Origin of the sequence: Vibrio sp. 1CM24A (genome assembly GCF_023161725.1) — a bacterium.
In the GTDB taxonomy this organism is placed as follows: Bacteria; Pseudomonadota; Gammaproteobacteria; order Enterobacterales; family Vibrionaceae; genus Vibrio; species Vibrio coralliirubri.
On record NZ_JALNTS010000007.1, the window covers coordinates 98,171 to 112,410 of the forward strand.

Annotated in this window: 15 protein-coding genes; 7 read left to right on the forward strand and 8 right to left on the reverse strand. The window is 44.9% G+C overall.

The window, feature by feature from the left end:
* Nucleotides 1-130: 130 nt before the first annotated feature.
* Genes rpsP through rplS form a run of 4 tightly spaced genes read left to right on the forward strand, consistent with a single transcriptional unit; the run spans nucleotide 131 to nucleotide 2,138 of the window.
* Nucleotides 131-379: a 30S ribosomal protein S16 gene (rpsP, locus tag MSG38_RS16340; protein WP_004410028.1), complete on the forward strand. Its 249-nt coding sequence runs from the start codon at nucleotides 131-133 to the stop codon at nucleotides 377-379.
* A 24-nt stretch (nucleotides 380-403) separates the two neighbouring features.
* Nucleotides 404-958 carry a ribosome maturation factor RimM gene (gene rimM, locus MSG38_RS16345; RefSeq protein WP_048615624.1) on the forward strand — a complete coding sequence of 185 codons (555 nt, stop codon included), beginning with the start codon at nucleotides 404-406 and terminating at the stop codon, nucleotides 956-958.
* 26 nt (nucleotides 959-984) lie between these two features.
* The gene (trmD, locus tag MSG38_RS16350) at nucleotides 985-1,725 is read left to right on the forward strand and encodes a tRNA (guanosine(37)-N1)-methyltransferase TrmD (RefSeq protein WP_017061056.1); all 741 of its coding nucleotides are present in this window, start codon (nucleotides 985-987) and stop codon (nucleotides 1,723-1,725) included.
* A gap of 59 nt (nucleotides 1,726-1,784) precedes the next feature.
* Nucleotides 1,785-2,138, forward strand: a complete 354-nt coding sequence (rplS, locus tag MSG38_RS16355; protein ID WP_004735514.1) for a 50S ribosomal protein L19 — start codon at nucleotides 1,785-1,787, stop codon at nucleotides 2,136-2,138.
* 330 nt (nucleotides 2,139-2,468) lie between these two features.
* Here rplS and yacG read toward each other — a convergent pair whose 3' ends face one another.
* The 8 genes from yacG to nadC form a co-directional block, all read right to left on the reverse strand.
* Entirely contained in the window at nucleotides 2,469-2,666 is a 198-nt protein-coding gene (yacG, locus tag MSG38_RS16360) for a DNA gyrase inhibitor YacG (RefSeq protein WP_010435916.1), read from the reverse strand.
* A gap of 82 nt (nucleotides 2,667-2,748) precedes the next feature.
* The gene (zapD, locus tag MSG38_RS16365; RefSeq protein ID WP_017063237.1) at nucleotides 2,749-3,489 is read right to left on the reverse strand and encodes a cell division protein ZapD; all 741 of its coding nucleotides are present in this window, start codon (nucleotides 3,487-3,489) and stop codon (nucleotides 2,749-2,751) included.
* A gap of 26 nt (nucleotides 3,490-3,515) precedes the next feature.
* The gene (gene coaE / locus MSG38_RS16370; RefSeq protein ID WP_122082146.1) at nucleotides 3,516-4,130 is read right to left on the reverse strand and encodes a dephospho-CoA kinase; all 615 of its coding nucleotides are present in this window, start codon (nucleotides 4,128-4,130) and stop codon (nucleotides 3,516-3,518) included.
* Between the two features lie 2 nt (nucleotides 4,131-4,132).
* The gene (locus MSG38_RS16375; RefSeq protein WP_248402228.1) at nucleotides 4,133-5,002 is read right to left on the reverse strand and encodes an A24 family peptidase; all 870 of its coding nucleotides are present in this window, start codon (nucleotides 5,000-5,002) and stop codon (nucleotides 4,133-4,135) included.
* A gap of 66 nt (nucleotides 5,003-5,068) precedes the next feature.
* Nucleotides 5,069-6,298 (reverse strand): type II secretion system F family protein, encoded by a 1,230-nt coding sequence (locus MSG38_RS16380; RefSeq protein WP_122082148.1) that lies wholly within the window; start codon nucleotides 6,296-6,298, stop codon nucleotides 5,069-5,071.
* Between the two features lie 15 nt (nucleotides 6,299-6,313).
* Nucleotides 6,314-8,002, reverse strand: coding sequence for a type IV-A pilus assembly ATPase PilB (gene pilB / locus MSG38_RS16385; protein ID WP_248402229.1), 1,689 nt, complete (start codon nucleotides 8,000-8,002; stop codon nucleotides 6,314-6,316).
* Between the two features lies 1 nt (nucleotide 8,003).
* Entirely contained in the window at nucleotides 8,004-8,429 is a 426-nt protein-coding gene (locus MSG38_RS16390) for a prepilin-type N-terminal cleavage/methylation domain-containing protein (RefSeq protein WP_059022065.1), read from the reverse strand.
* A gap of 253 nt (nucleotides 8,430-8,682) precedes the next feature.
* On the reverse strand, nucleotides 8,683-9,573 hold the full coding sequence (gene nadC, locus MSG38_RS16395) for a carboxylating nicotinate-nucleotide diphosphorylase (RefSeq protein WP_248402230.1): 891 nt from the start codon (nucleotides 9,571-9,573) through the stop codon (nucleotides 8,683-8,685).
* Between the two features lie 83 nt (nucleotides 9,574-9,656).
* On the opposite strand from nadC, the gene ampD reads away from it, so the two are divergent.
* From ampD to aceE, 3 genes are all read left to right on the forward strand, one after another.
* On the forward strand, nucleotides 9,657-10,256 hold the full coding sequence (ampD, locus tag MSG38_RS16400) for a 1,6-anhydro-N-acetylmuramyl-L-alanine amidase AmpD (RefSeq protein ID WP_248402231.1): 600 nt from the start codon (nucleotides 9,657-9,659) through the stop codon (nucleotides 10,254-10,256).
* A 483-nt stretch (nucleotides 10,257-10,739) separates the two neighbouring features.
* Nucleotides 10,740-11,501, forward strand: coding sequence for a pyruvate dehydrogenase complex transcriptional repressor PdhR (pdhR, locus tag MSG38_RS16405; protein WP_009847596.1), 762 nt, complete (start codon nucleotides 10,740-10,742; stop codon nucleotides 11,499-11,501).
* A gap of 62 nt (nucleotides 11,502-11,563) precedes the next feature.
* Entirely contained in the window at nucleotides 11,564-14,227 is a 2,664-nt protein-coding gene (aceE, locus tag MSG38_RS16410; protein ID WP_017059442.1) for a pyruvate dehydrogenase (acetyl-transferring), homodimeric type, read from the forward strand.
* The last annotated feature ends 13 nt before the right edge of the window (nucleotides 14,228-14,240 follow it).

The following is a 14,240-nucleotide window of genomic DNA, read 5'->3' on the forward strand; positions in this document are numbered from 1 at the left end:
AAAATAGCTAAAGCCCTTGCATTGCCCCGGAATAAGAGTAAAATTCCGGGGCTTTAATTTGGCACGAGACCCCAAGCTATTTACTTATACTTGGGGTTAATTATTTTATTAAGAAAGCAAAGAGGACGACATGGTAACCATTCGTTTGGCACGTCACGGTGCAAAGAAGCGCCCATTTTATCAAATCGTAGTTGCGGATAGCCGTAACGCTGCAACTGGCCGTTTCATCGAGAAAGTAGGTTTCTTTAACCCTACTGCTCAAGGTCAAGAAGAAGGTCTACGTCTAGACCTAGATCGTGTTAACCACTGGGTTGGTCAAGGCGCATCTCTATCTGATCGTGTAGCTAAGCTAGTTAAAGACGCTCAAAAAGCGGCTTAATTCTTTTTTAAAGAGAAATAGCTTATGTCGATGAAGGGTAAAGAAACTATGAGCGAGCAAAACAATAGAATTGTCATGGGTAAACTTGGGTCTACCTATGGTATTCGTGGCTGGCTTAAAGTGTTCTCCTACACAGACAATGCTGAAAGCATATTTGATTACAGCCCTTGGTATTTAAACCAAAAGGGTAAGTGGGTTGAGTACAAAGTTGAGAGCTGGAAACGTCATGGCCAAGGTTATGTATGTAAGCTAGCGGGATTAGATGTTCGTGAAGACGCGCAACTGATGACTAACTTTGAAATTGCTATTGACCCTGCTTCGTTACCTGAATTGTCAGAAGATGAATTCTACTGGCGCGAATTGTTCGGTATGCAAGTTTTTACTACTAAAGGTTACGACCTTGGTAAGGTCACTGACCTATTAGAGACTGGCTCGAACGATGTTCTAGTAATCAAAGCAAATCTTAAAGATGCTTTTGGCCAAAAGGAACGGTTAGTACCGTACCTTGAAGAGCAAGTGATCAAGAAAGTTGATCGCGAAGCTCGCCGGATCGAAGTTGACTGGGATCCTGGATTCTAACTCCAAATTACAGAGCGAGAGAACACATGTGGGTTGGCATTATTAGCCTTTTTCCTGAAATGTTCCGTTCTGTTACTGATTTTGGAGTAACAGGTCAAGCGGTTAAAAAAGGTCTTTTATCTATTGAAACATGGAATCCTCGTGATTTCACTCATGATAAACATCGCACTGTTGATGACAGACCTTACGGTGGTGGTCCTGGCATGTTAATGATGGTTCAGCCTTTGCGCGACGCTATCACAACGGCCAAGCAAGCAGCACCGGGAAAGACGAAAGTTATCTATCTTTCACCTCAAGGTCGTAAACTCGACCAGAAAGGTGTTGAAGAGCTGGCAACAAACGAGAATTTACTTCTTATTTGTGGTCGCTACGAAGGGGTAGATGAGCGCATCATTCAATCTGAAGTTGACGAAGAATGGTCGATTGGAGATTTTGTGATGACGGGTGGCGAACTGCCAGCCATGACGCTGATTGATTCAGTATCTCGGTTTGTTCCGGGTGTACTTGGAGATTTCGCTTCAGCAGAAGAAGATTCTTTTGCAAATGGTTTGCTAGATTGTCCCCATTATACGCGCCCTGAGGTGCTAGACGATAAAGATGTGCCATCGGTACTCAAGTCTGGAAACCATAAGGACATTCGTCGCTGGCGATTAAAACAATCGTTGGGCCGAACTTGGCTAAGAAGACCAGAACTCCTGGAAAACCTAGCTCTGACTGACGAACAGGAACAATTACTGGCTGAATTCATTAAAGAGCAACGCTCTTAACGAAAAGCAAGCAGTAACCTATTAAATTTAGTATCAGTTTATTCTAGGAATTTATACAAATGAGCAACATCATCAAGGCTCTTGAAGAAGAGCAACTAAAATCAGACCTTCCTAAATTCGCACCAGGTGACACTGTTGTAGTTCAGGTTAAGGTAAAAGAAGGTGACCGTGAGCGTCTACAGGCTTTCGAAGGCGTTGTAATCGCTATTCGTAACCGTGGTCTACACTCTGCATTCACAGTTCGTAAGATCTCGAACGGTGAAGGCGTAGAGCGTGCGTTCCAAACTCACTCTCCAATGGTTGATAGCATCGAAGTTAAACGCCGTGGTGCAGTACGTCGTGCCAAGTTGTACTACCTACGTGAGCGTTCTGGTAAGTCAGCTCGTATTAAAGAGAAGCTTACTAAGAAGTAATTCTTTTTGCATTCTATCGATAAAAGCGGAGCCACTTGGCTCCGCTTTTTTGTGTCTGTTATTTGGAGCTTATCAGGTAAGAGATCTCCAATTCGCTCGTACCTCACTCTTGAGGATGACGAACCAGACCGAAACTCATATTTAACCGTCATTCCCTAGACTGACGAAGGAAGGAGTAGGGAATCTCTTTCAGTAAACACCAAACTATTGGCAATAAAAAAGGATTGACGTTAAACGCCAACCCTTCAAAATTTACTCGCTACTCGCTACTCGCTACTCGCTACTCGCTACTCGCTACTCGCTACTCGCTACTCGCTACTCGCTACTCGCTTAGTATGGATCTTCCGACCAACCATCGCTATCCGACATGTCTGGTGCGCCAGCGATGCTGTTCTCTTCGTCTGCCCATTCACCGAAATCAATCATCTGACATTGCTTACTGCAAAACGGGCGGTGTGGGCTTTGTTCGCCCCATTCAACGTCGGCATTACATTGAGGGCATTTAACGATGGTGATTTTTTTCGACATAGTGATTCTTAATTAGAGGGTATTGTAAGAAAGAGTTTAGGCTCGAGTGAGGACTCAAGCCAAACTAAAAAAGGAAAATTAATTAGGTGCAGATAGCCAATTCAAATTCGATGTCTTGAGTACAGGCTTGCCCAGTCTCAAAGCTCATGAACTTAACAGCAAAGCGGTTCTTGTGACCTGAGATCATCGGGTAGGCACCGTATTGCATCGGAATAGAAAGACGAAGGATATTCGCTTCATCGGCATCGCTCTGGAAGAAGCCAGCACGAGCGATTTGCTCTTTAAAGTGACCAGTCTCTCTGGTTAGCTTCAACCACAGTGTTAGCGCTTCATACAGAGGCTGTAAGCTATCCATCCAAGCTTTAGCATCTCTCATTCTCTTATCAAGAGGAAGGTGCAGCCAGTAATGCAGTGCTGGTAAATCAAAGCAGCATGAGCCACCTGGAAGATTAAAGCGCTGGCGAATCGCACTCAGGAAGCGATCTTCCTTAAGTGACTGGCCAAAACGCTCTGCCTGCATCAGATCACGATAGATATTACCAATGTCATTAAGCAGTGATGTCAGCATCTCTTGATCGACACCTTCAACATCTAACCAGCTTTTGTAGGTTACACGTTGCTTCTCAATATCTTTTGCCAGTTCGCTCTTGAGTTGGATCTGTTCGAAGATTTCAATCAGATCAAAGATGGAACGGAAAAAGAGTTGATACTGTTGAGCATCGGAAAATGTAGAAGACAAGTGTAGCTGCCTCAAGAGTGATTCGACTCTTAAGTAGATGCGTGTTTTCTCATTTAGAGGATGTTCAAATTTATGGGTGATCATCGAGCAAACCTTCATTCAACATTGTTCTATTCTGACCCATCTACAGCACTGATTGCCAGATACTTTTGATGTAAATCTGTGATTTGAGGCAAAAGTTCTTGGTTTTTAGTATGGTTTTTAATCACGTCATCTGCAACTGCTAAGCGTTGTTCTCTTGAAGCCTGTGATTTTAAAATTGATGCAACTTGTTCCCTAGAAACATTATCACGACTCATCGTTCGTTCTATTTGCACTTCTGCTGGCACATCAACAATTAATACGCGATCGGCCATGCCTTGCATTTGGTTTTCCACCAATAATGGTGCCACTAATAAACCATACGGGGATGTGATTTTAGACAGGTCACTGTCAATTTTGTCACGGATCATGGGATGAAGAAGATCATTGAGCCACTGCTTCTCTTTAGGATCTGAGAAGATCAGCTCACGCAGCCTACTTCGGTTGAGTGTTCCATCGTCAAGCAAGATAGACTCACCAAAGTGTTTTGTTATCTGTTTTAAGCCGTCACTGCCCAGCGCAACCACTTCACGTGCCACGATATCAGCATCAACAATATCAATATTAAAATGCTCATTGAACAGGTTAGCGACCGTGGTTTTGCCACTGGCGATACCACCGCTTAATCCGATAATGATTGCCATGGTTAAATTCCTAGTACAGAAGTGAAATACCAACCCATGATGTCGTTACCCCACATCAAGCTTACCCAACCCGCAATTGCAAGGTAAGGACCAAATGGAAAGGCTTTATCGATGCCTTGCTGTTTCAGGCGAAGCTGAATCAAACCAAACACAAGGCCAACCAGCGAAGATAAAAGGATGATCATCGGTAGGTGCTGCCAACCAAGCCATGCACCAAGTGCAGCCAGGAGTTTGAAGTCACCGTAACCCATGCCTTCTTTACCTGTGAGTAGTTTGAACAACCAATACACCGACCACAGAGCTAGGTAGCCAGCCATTGCGCCAACCACAGAATCTTGCAGCGATACTGGGTTGATATTAAACAGTGCTAAAGCGATACCAGACCAAACCAAAGGCAAGGTGATTTGATCAGGCAACAACATAGTATCGAGATCGATAAAGGTCGCGGTAATCAGTGCGAAGGTGAAAAAAATCAAAGCAATGGCGTAGTAGCTGAAACCAAAGTGGCTAGCAACCATTGTGCAAAGTATTGCGGTAAGCAACTCGACCAAAGGGTAGCGAGCACTGATTGGATTAGCACAGCTATAGCACTTACCCTTTAAGAACAACCAGCTTAACACTGGAATATTGTCGATGATTCTTAATTGGATTTTGCATTTCGGGCAGGTTGAGCGAGGAATGCTGAGATTAAACTTTCCCTCTGGCGCTGGAATTTTATATTGAGAGAAATACTCCGAGCACTCTTGTTGCCATTCGCGTTCCATCATAATCGGTAAACGGTGTATGACTACGTTGAGGAAGCTGCCGATAAGAAGGCTAAAAATGAAAGCTAATACGGGGAATAGCCAAGGATAGTAGTGAAATACTTCCATAGTGTCCTTTACCACTTAATCAAGGTGAGCAGAGATTGCTGCTCATGGGTGTTTAGTTGCTTTTAACTATCCTAACACACTCATAAGATTAAAGATCGGTAAGTACATTGCGACAACAAGCCCACCAACAACAGTACCTAAAAATACGATGATCAGTGGCTCTAGAATCTTGCCCAAATTGTCGACGGTGTTGTCGACTTCAAACTCGTAAATCGAGGCTACTTTATTGAGCATATCATCAAGGTTGCCAGACTCTTCACCGATCATCACCATCTGTAATACCATTTCAGGGAAGGCGTTGGTATTGCGCATTGCGATATACATTGGCATGCCAGCAGCCGTTTCTCGGTGAACTTCAATGATGGCCGACTCATAATGCAGATTGCCTGCGGTTTTAGCTGTGGTCTTGAGGCTCATTAAAATCGGAATACCAGAACTAAAACTAGTTGATAAGGTTCGGCTGAATTTGGCAATAGAGGCTTTGGCTAATACGCCACCAAGAACAGGAAAGCGTAATCCTAGCCGACTAACAGACAGTCTGATCGAGTGGGAGCGCTGACACAGTTGGTAAATAATCAGGACAACAAGCCCGATGCCTACAGCCGTATAAAAACTGTAAGCCTGCATCCAATGGGAAAGGTAGAGTACTTGTTGGGTGAACCAAGGCAGGTCGGCGCCAAAGCCAGAAAACATCGACTCAAACTCTGGAATCACCATGGTCAGCATTAAGTAGGAAACGGTAAGGGCGACCGCTACAACCATTGCTGGGTAGATGAGAGCCTTTATAACCTTGGATTTTAGTTGCTCACTCTTTTCACGATAGGTCGCCAAGCGTTCAAATACTTGTGCAAGGTTGCCGGAGAGTTCGCCTGTGGCGACCAAATCAGTATACAGTTCATCAAAGTGACGGCTTGCGGTTCGCATCGCTTTTGAGATTGGCGTACCGGCTTCTACACCTTTGCAGATATGCGATAGAATCGATTTCATTTCAGCTTTGCGGTGATTGTCCGACACCAACTTGATGGCTTGTACGATAGGCACACCAGTAGCCAGCATGGTAGCAAGTTGCCGAGTTAAAATAGTGATGTCTTTAGCTTTGACTCTATGGGTTAAACGAGTGACGGCTGAAATACTTTTCTTTTTGATTTTCTTAATCTGAATATGCTGTTCTTTGAGCTTTTCTCGTACTTCCAATTCAGTGAGCGCTAAGGTTTGCCCAGACACTTTCTTGCCTGAGCTGTTAATGCCTTTCCAGTGATAGCTTTTTAGTTGTGATTGTTTGGACTTGCTACTCATTGGTGCTCCATGGGTTTATATGTACAGAACACGTTGCAGCTCTTGATAGCTGGTGGTGCCTTCAAGCAATTTATCTAACCCTGACTCTTGCAGAGTTCTCATGCCTTCTCGACGAGCCAAGTTTTCAATGGCTAACGCGTTCGGTTTGTCGATCAGGCTGCTTTTCAGTTGATCGCTAAACGGCATCACTTCATAGATGCCCACTCGCCCCGAATAACCCTGGTTACACTCATTGCAACCTTGAGGACTCGCTTTGTAGATGGTTTGGCTGTTAGGAATCGAGTGACGCAGAAAGATGTCTGGTGAATCGTCAGTTTCTTTGCAGTGGTTGCACAATCGTCTTGCCAGTCGCTGGGCGATAATCAAACTCAATGATGAAGCGAGGTTAAAGGGCTCTATCCCCATATGAGCGAGTCGAGTGACGGTTTCCGCGGCAGAGTTAGTGTGCAGTGTTGAAAGGACCAAGTGACCCGTTTGCGATGCTTTGATCGCGATCTCTGCGGTTTCCAAGTCTCGGATCTCTCCCACCATCACCACATCAGGATCTTGTCGTAAAAATGATCGCAGCGCTTCCGCAAACCCAAAGCCGATCTTAGGTGTCACTTGTACCTGATTGATACCACACAGGTTAATTTCCACTGGGTCTTCAGCAGTTGAGATGTTGCGTTCCGTAGTGTTAAGCACTCTAAGGCCAGTATATAGGGAGACGGTTTTTCCGCTGCCGGTTGGCCCTGTCATTAAGATCATCCCTTGTGGGCGCTTCAAGGCATTGAGGTAGAGTGCTTTTTGATCTTCGCTGTAACCTAACTTATCGATATCTAGATTGGCCGCGCTGCTATCAAGCAATCGCAGTACTATCTTTTCACCCCATAAGGTCGGCAGAGTTGATACTCGCATATCAATCGAGAGTTCGTCGTTCAAACGTAACTTAATACGACCATCTTGAGGTAAGCGACGTTCAGCGATATCAAGCTTGGCGAGGATCTTTAAACGAGCAGATAGACGACGACTTAAATGGGAAGCGGGTTGTTGTATTTCAACAAGGATGCCATCACAACGCAGTCGTACTCGGTAGTGCTCTTCATAAGGTTCGAAGTGGATATCTGATGCGCCCTTACGCACCGCATCAACCAGTATCTGATTGATAAATCGGCTGACAGGGGAATCGTCTTGGCTGAGATCTTCAATCGACGCTATCTCGTCGTCAGACACTTCAACAAGATTGGCGAGTTCGTCTTGAGTGATCTCTTTGCGTTTAGAGTCTTGCCCTGAAATAGAGCGTCCATACAGCTTGCGTATCGCACCTTCTAATTCGGAGTAGTTGGCGACAACCAATTCGATCTGCAACCCTGTCGCGAATCGAAAGTCATCTTCCGCTTGTAAATCGGTCGGGTCGGCGGAGGCGAGTGTGAGAGTCGAGCTAGAGACTGAAATCGGTACAGCACGATACTTGGTAATCAGTTCTCGAAGTCCTAATTGGTCACATAAGGTCTCATAGTCCGTATTGGCAAGTTGTACCAACGGCAAACCGAAGATGGCCTGAATGTTATGTGCGAGACTCTCGCCTGTGAAGATGTCTAGAACGAGCAAAGCTTCAGGTGTAGATACACCTGAAGCATGTATATGTTCCGCAACGGTTTGTTCTTGAGTCAGGCTAAGTAGATTAGCTTGACGTAGAACGGTTGGGAGGTTGGTTAAGAGCAAATTAATTACAGCCCTCTAAATCTACTCCAATAAGTGTTGCGTTGGCACTGCGGACACAAGCCCAGCCAGTATTAGAGCGAGTAATTGTCATCACACCGCTACTAAGAGATCCACCAGTGAAAGTAAATGTCATCGCAGCACTTGATGCTGCTGTATTCGTTATTGCGAGGTTACCTAATGAATTAGCTCCGATTACTGTACCTAAAGCCGCTAGGTCAGTTAATCCACCATCTTCTTGAATTTGAAGTTCTGCTGGAGTTAAAACTGACTTTAAAGTAGCAAGTGCGGATGAGGCCTCGCTTTTTGATACATAGTCTTTATAAGCAGGTACAGCAATCGCCGATAACACCCCAATAATCGCCACCACGATCATCAATTCAATTAAGGTAAAGCCTTTCTGGTTCGTTCTTTTGTTCTTGTTATTCATTGTCTAATTCCATTCTTTAGTTTGTTTCAGTGCAGGCACTGGTTGATGGAAAGAATAGAAGTTGAGATGGGGTAGTGGAATGGTGTTCAGGTGTGGTCGCGAGTGGTTTGGTATTTATTGGTGTAGTGTTTCATATAGCGCGCAAATTTATGCGATCAGCTTAAATAACTGCTTAAAATACTGATAATTCAGGCAATAAAAAAGGCACTGTTATCAACAGTGCCTTTATAGAAATTATTTATTATTCAGTCAATTACGCTTTGAATCTCATTGATAGATCCATTGCTTTTAGGTGCTTAGTTAGTGCACCTACCGAGATGTAATCAACGCCTGTTTCAGCGAACTCAGCAATCGTATCTAGCGTTACGTTACCAGAGTTTTCTAGCGCAGCACGTCCAGCGTTGATTTTCACAGCTTCACGCATCATGTCTGTAGTGAAGTTGTCTAACATGATGATGTCTGCGCCAGCGCTGATCGCTTGCTCTAGCTCTTCTAGGCTTTCGGTTTCCACTTCAACTGGCTTACCTGGGTTCAGCTCTTTTGCTGTAGAGATAGCCTTCTCAATGCCACCACAAGCGATGATGTGGTTTTCTTTGATTAGGTAAGCATCGAACACACCAATACGGTGATTGAAACCGCCACCACAAGCCACCGCGTATTTCAGTGCGCTGCGTAGGCCAGGGATGGTTTTACGAGTATCCAACAGGCGGCATTCAGTGTGTTTGATTTTGTCTGCGTAGATAGCCGTTGTAGTCGCACAACCAGATAGCGTTTGAATAAAGTTCATTGCGTTACGCTCACCGGTTAATAGCGCGCGTGCTGGGCCCGTTAGCGTGCAAAGCGTTTGGTTTGGTTCAACCTTGTCGCCATCTTCTACGTTCCACTCGATAGTCACTTCACCGCCCAGTTGCTTAAACACTTCATCAGCCCAAGCTTTACCGCAGAATACGCCGTGCTCGCGAGTAATGATGGTTGCACTGTTGATTGCGTCTGCAGGGATTAGACTTGCCGTAATATCAGCCGCTGGTTCTAGCGTTCCACCTAGATCTTCTTTGATGGTCTCAGCGACTGCACGAGTGATCTCTAGAGGCAGTTGCTCTTTTAAGTAGTCAAGGCGTTGGTGGCTGTTATGTGTGTTTTTCATCGCAAATCTAATCTTGAAAGGGAGTGGGAATGGAATGATACTCTTGCTTAACTTCAAATTAAAGAGGCTAGCGCGACTGCTCTATGGGCAAGGTCACATCTTATTGTGCTAGCAGAAAAGAAAGTGAGACCAAGATGACGATCAGCTCCAACGGATGGTACGACAACGCTCGGCATGTTCCTTCTCCGTATTTTGATGCTCGACCGAGTGCCGACGATATCTCTCTGCTGGTGGTTCACAACATTAGCTTGCCTCCGGGTCAATTTGGTGGGCCTTACATCGAACAGTTTTTTACGGGCAAACTCGACCCGTCGGAACATCCATTTTTTAAGGTGATTCACCTAATGGGCGTATCGGCGCACTGTTTGATTCGTCGCGATGGGGAAGTGGTGCAGTTCGTTTCTTTCTTAGACCGAGCTTGGCATGCTGGCCAGTCGAGCTTTGCAGGACGTGAAAGGTGTAATGATTATTCGATTGGTATTGAACTGGAAGGCAGTGACTTTGTGGCTTACACCGAGCAGCAGTATCAAGCGCTTAACCAACTAACAGAAACGATCGTATCGACGTTCCCTAAAATCACCAGCGAACGTATCACTGGCCATCAATTTATAGCGCCTCTGCGTAAAACTGACCCCGGCTTGGTCTTCGATTGGCAGAAGTTTAAAAAAAATCTCAAACATTAAGCCTCCGTTTTTGACGATGGCCTTACCGCTGGTGGGCGTTGAATAGTCAACGCCTATCATAATGACTTGTGAATTTTTGTTGTTGCGATGTAAAGAAAGTGGTGAAGAGAAGCGCATCAATAAATTGAGAGTGTGACGAACTTATCAAACACTCATTTATTAAAACTTATGAACAGAATTTCCACCCTAAATGTGCGCTTGGTTCGATTTTTAAACAAGTGACGCTAATCTTTCTGAAACAATTCATTTTTATCCTGAAACTTTCTAGCACGAACACTCCCCAAAAGTATTACCCCTGTAAATGGTAAGACCAATTTGGTTGCTGTTTTAAATTTCATTTGTTAAATCATGGTTAATTCACGCTGTATTCTATGATGCAGGTCAATTTTAGGCTGGACAGTGGCGTTTTAATTATGTTAATTTCTGCCCAACTTAAAATTGGTATTACCAATTGTCAGCGAAGAAAAAGAAGAACAACAAACTATGGCTTATCAAAGGATTCGTCAGCCAAAACTCTCCGATGTTATCGAACAAGAGTTAGAAAGGTTGATAGTGGAAGGAACACTGGCTCCAGGGCAGCAGCTGCCGCCTGAGCGCGAACTGGCGAAACAGTTCGATGTGTCTCGTCCTTCAATCCGAGAAGCGATACAACGTTTAGAAGCAAAACGCTTGCTTACTCGCCGTCAAGGTGGAGGTACGTTTGTTAGCGAAAATATCTGGAAAAGCTTTTCAGATCCTTTGCTTAATTTGTTGTCGTCCCATTCTGAAACCCAGCTAGACTTGTTGGAATCGCGTCATGCGATGGAAGGGATTTCGGCTTACTTCGCGGCATTGCGTGGCACTGATGAAGACTTTGCTCGAATTCAAGCATGCCAAGAAAAAATTCGCGGTGCGCAAGATAAGGGTGATATTGAAGCCGAATCTGCAGCGGTGATGGCTTTTCTTATTGCTTTAACAGAGGCAGCGCACAATGTGGTGTTATTGCACATTGTTCGTAGCTTGGCTCCGTTACTCGAACAAAACGTCTTAGAAAATTTAAAGCTGTTGCATCGTCGTAAAGACGTTGTGGAGAAAGTGAGTATACATCGAGCTAACATTGTGGATGCGATCGTTTCAGGACAGCCAGAACAGGCACGTGAAATGTCACACTCTCATTTAGCTTACATCGAAGAAACATTGATGGATTTGACCAAAGAAGAGTCGCGCCGCGAACGTTCTTTACGTCGAATTCAACAGGGTAAATAGCCGTAATACTTCGGCTATTTACGTGTTTAGTAGAATCCAACTAACAAAAAGGATAGATCGCCATGTCTGACATGAAGCATGACGTTGATGCTCTGGAAACTCAAGATTGGTTAGAAGCTCTTGAGTCAGTAGTACGTGAAGAAGGTGTAGAACGTGCACAGTTTTTACTAGAACAAGTTCTAGATAAAGCGCGTTTAGATGGTGTTGATATGGCTACAGGCATCAACACAAACTACATCAACACAATTCCAGCAGCACAAGAGCCAGCTTACCCTGGTGACGTAACTCTTGAGCGTCGTATTCGTTCGATTATTCGCTGGAACGCAATCATGATCGTATTGCGTGCTTCTAAGAAAGACCTAGACCTTGGTGGTCACATGGCTTCTTACCAGTCAGCAGCAGCGTTCTACGAAGTATGTTTCAACCACTTCTTCCGTGCTCCAAACGAGACAGACGGTGGCGATCTAGTTTACTACCAAGGTCACATCTCTCCAGGTATCTACTCTCGTGCATTCGTTGAAGGTCGTCTAACTGAAGAACAGCTAGATAACTTCCGTCAAGAAGTTGATGGTAAAGGTATCCCTTCTTACCCGCACCCTAAACTGATGCCTGAGTTCTGGCAGTTCCCGACAGTATCTATGGGTCTTGGCCCTATCTCTGCTATCTACCAAGCGCGCTTCCTTAAGTACCTTGACGGCCGTGGCCTGAAAGAAACTTCAGCGCAACGCGTATACGCGTTCCTAGGTGACGGTGAGATGGATGAGCCAGAATCACGTGGTGCTATTTCTTTCGCTGCGCGTGAGAAGCTAGACAACCTATGTTTCCTAATCAACTGTAACCTACAGCGTCTAGACGGCCCTGTAATGGGTAACGGTAGCATCATCCAAGAACTTGAAGGCCTATTCAAAGGCGCAGGTTGGAACGTTGTTAAAGTTATCTGGGGTAGCAACTGGGATTCTCTACTAGCTAAAGACACTACTGGTAAGCTTCTTCAACTAATGAACGAAACTATCGATGGTGACTACCAAACATTCAAATCTAAAGATGGCGCATACGTACGTGAGCACTTCTTTGGTAAGTACCCAGAAACAGCTGCACTAGTTGCAGACATGACTGATGACGAAATCTTCGCTCTTAAGCGTGGTGGTCACGATTCTTCTAAACTGTTTGCTGCATTCAACAATGCAAAAGAGACAAACGGCAAGCCAACTGTAATCCTAGCTAAGACTGTTAAAGGTTACGGCATGGGTGATGCAGCTGAAGGTAAGAACATTGCACACGGTGTTAAGAAAATGGACATGACTCATGTTCAACACCTGCGTGATCGCCTAGGCCTAGAAGACATCCTTTCAGATGAGAAGATCGCTGAACTTCCTTACCTGAAACTGGAAGAAGGTACGCCTGAGTACGAATACATGCACGCTCGTCGTAACGCTCTACACGGTTACACACCTGCACGTCTTCCTAAGTTTACTCAAGAGTTCAAGGTTCCTGAGCTAGACGCATTCGCACCTCTACTAGGTGAACAGAAGCGTGATATCTCTACAACTATGGCTTATGTACGTACGCTAAACATCCTTCTTAAAGATAAGAACATTGGTAAGAACATCGTTCCTATCATCTGTGATGAAGCTCGTACATTCGGTATGGAAGGTTTATTCCGTCAGGTTGGTATCTACAACCCACACGGTCAAGAATACACACCTGAAGATAAAGGCATCGTTTCTTACTACAAAGAAGCAACGTCTGGTCAAGTTCTTCAAGAAGGTATCAACGAACTAGGTTCTATGGCTTCATGGGTTGCTGCTGCAACTTCATACAGCACAAACGATCTACCGATGATCCCGTTCTACATCTACTACTCAATGTTCGGTTTCCAACGTATTGGTGACATGGCGTGGTTAGCAGGCGACCAACAAGCTCGTGGATTCCTACTAGGTGCTACTGCAGGTCGTACAACACTGAACGGTGAAGGTCTACAGCACGAAGATGGTCACTCGCACATCCAAGCGAACACTATCCCGAACTGTATCTCTTACGACCCAACGTTTGCTTACGAGCTAGCGGTAATCATGCAAGACGGTATCCGTCGCATGTACGGTCCTGAGCAAGAGAACGTTTACTACTACCTAACAGTAATGAACGAGAACTACGCAATGCCAGCAATGCCAGAAGGCGCTGAAGAAGGCATCCGTAAAGGTATCTACAAGCTTGAATCTCACGCTGGTGCTAAGGGCAAAGTTCAACTAATGAGCTCTGGTACTATCATGAACGAAGCGCGTAAAGCAGCTGAAATTCTAAGCGAAGAGTACGGCGTAGCATCTGACGTATTCTCTGTAACGTCGTTCAACGAACTAACTCGTGACGGCCAAGCGGTAGAGCGTGACAACATGCTTCACCCAGAAGCTGAAGAGAAAGTACCGTACATCACGACTGTTCTTGGTAAAGAACCTGCAATCGCAGTGACTGACTACATGAAGAACTACGCTGAGCAAGTACGTGCGTACATGCCAACTGAGTCTTACAAAGTACTTGGTACAGATGGTTTCGGCCGTTCTGACAGCCGTGCAAACCTACGTCGTCACTTCGAAGTTAACGCTGGCTACATCGTAGTTGCAGCTCTAACTGAACTGGCTAAACGTGGTGACATCGAGAAATCTGTAGTTGTTGAAGCAATTGCTAAATTCGATATCGACACTGAAAAAACTAACCCGCAATACGCATAAGACTGGCATTAAG

Excerpts from the sequence above, each read along its gene's own strand:
- rpsP (WP_004410028.1), top strand. The coding sequence starts at position 131 with ATGGTAACCATTCGTTTGGCACGTCACGGTGCAAAGAAGCGCCCATTT.
- rimM (WP_048615624.1), top strand. The coding sequence starts at position 404 with ATGTCGATGAAGGGTAAAGAAACTATGAGCGAGCAAAACAATAGAATT.
- trmD (WP_017061056.1), top strand. The coding sequence starts at position 985 with ATGTGGGTTGGCATTATTAGCCTTTTTCCTGAAATGTTCCGTTCTGTT.
- rplS (WP_004735514.1), top strand. The coding sequence starts at position 1,785 with ATGAGCAACATCATCAAGGCTCTTGAAGAAGAGCAACTAAAATCAGAC.
- yacG (WP_010435916.1), bottom strand. The coding sequence starts at position 2,666 with ATGTCGAAAAAAATCACCATCGTTAAATGCCCTCAATGTAATGCCGAC.
- zapD (WP_017063237.1), bottom strand. The coding sequence starts at position 3,489 with ATGATCACCCATAAATTTGAACATCCTCTAAATGAGAAAACACGCATC.
- coaE (WP_122082146.1), bottom strand. The coding sequence starts at position 4,130 with ATGGCAATCATTATCGGATTAAGCGGTGGTATCGCCAGTGGCAAAACC.
- MSG38_RS16375 (WP_248402228.1), bottom strand. The coding sequence starts at position 5,002 with ATGGAAGTATTTCACTACTATCCTTGGCTATTCCCCGTATTAGCTTTC.
- MSG38_RS16380 (WP_122082148.1), bottom strand. The coding sequence starts at position 6,298 with ATGAGTAGCAAGTCCAAACAATCACAACTAAAAAGCTATCACTGGAAA.
- MSG38_RS16390 (WP_059022065.1), bottom strand. The coding sequence starts at position 8,429 with ATGAATAACAAGAACAAAAGAACGAACCAGAAAGGCTTTACCTTAATT.
- nadC (WP_248402230.1), bottom strand. The coding sequence starts at position 9,573 with ATGAAAAACACACATAACAGCCACCAACGCCTTGACTACTTAAAAGAG.
- ampD (WP_248402231.1), top strand. The coding sequence starts at position 9,657 with ATGGGCAAGGTCACATCTTATTGTGCTAGCAGAAAAGAAAGTGAGACC.
- pdhR (WP_009847596.1), top strand. The coding sequence starts at position 10,740 with ATGGCTTATCAAAGGATTCGTCAGCCAAAACTCTCCGATGTTATCGAA.
- aceE (WP_017059442.1), top strand. The coding sequence starts at position 11,564 with ATGTCTGACATGAAGCATGACGTTGATGCTCTGGAAACTCAAGATTGG.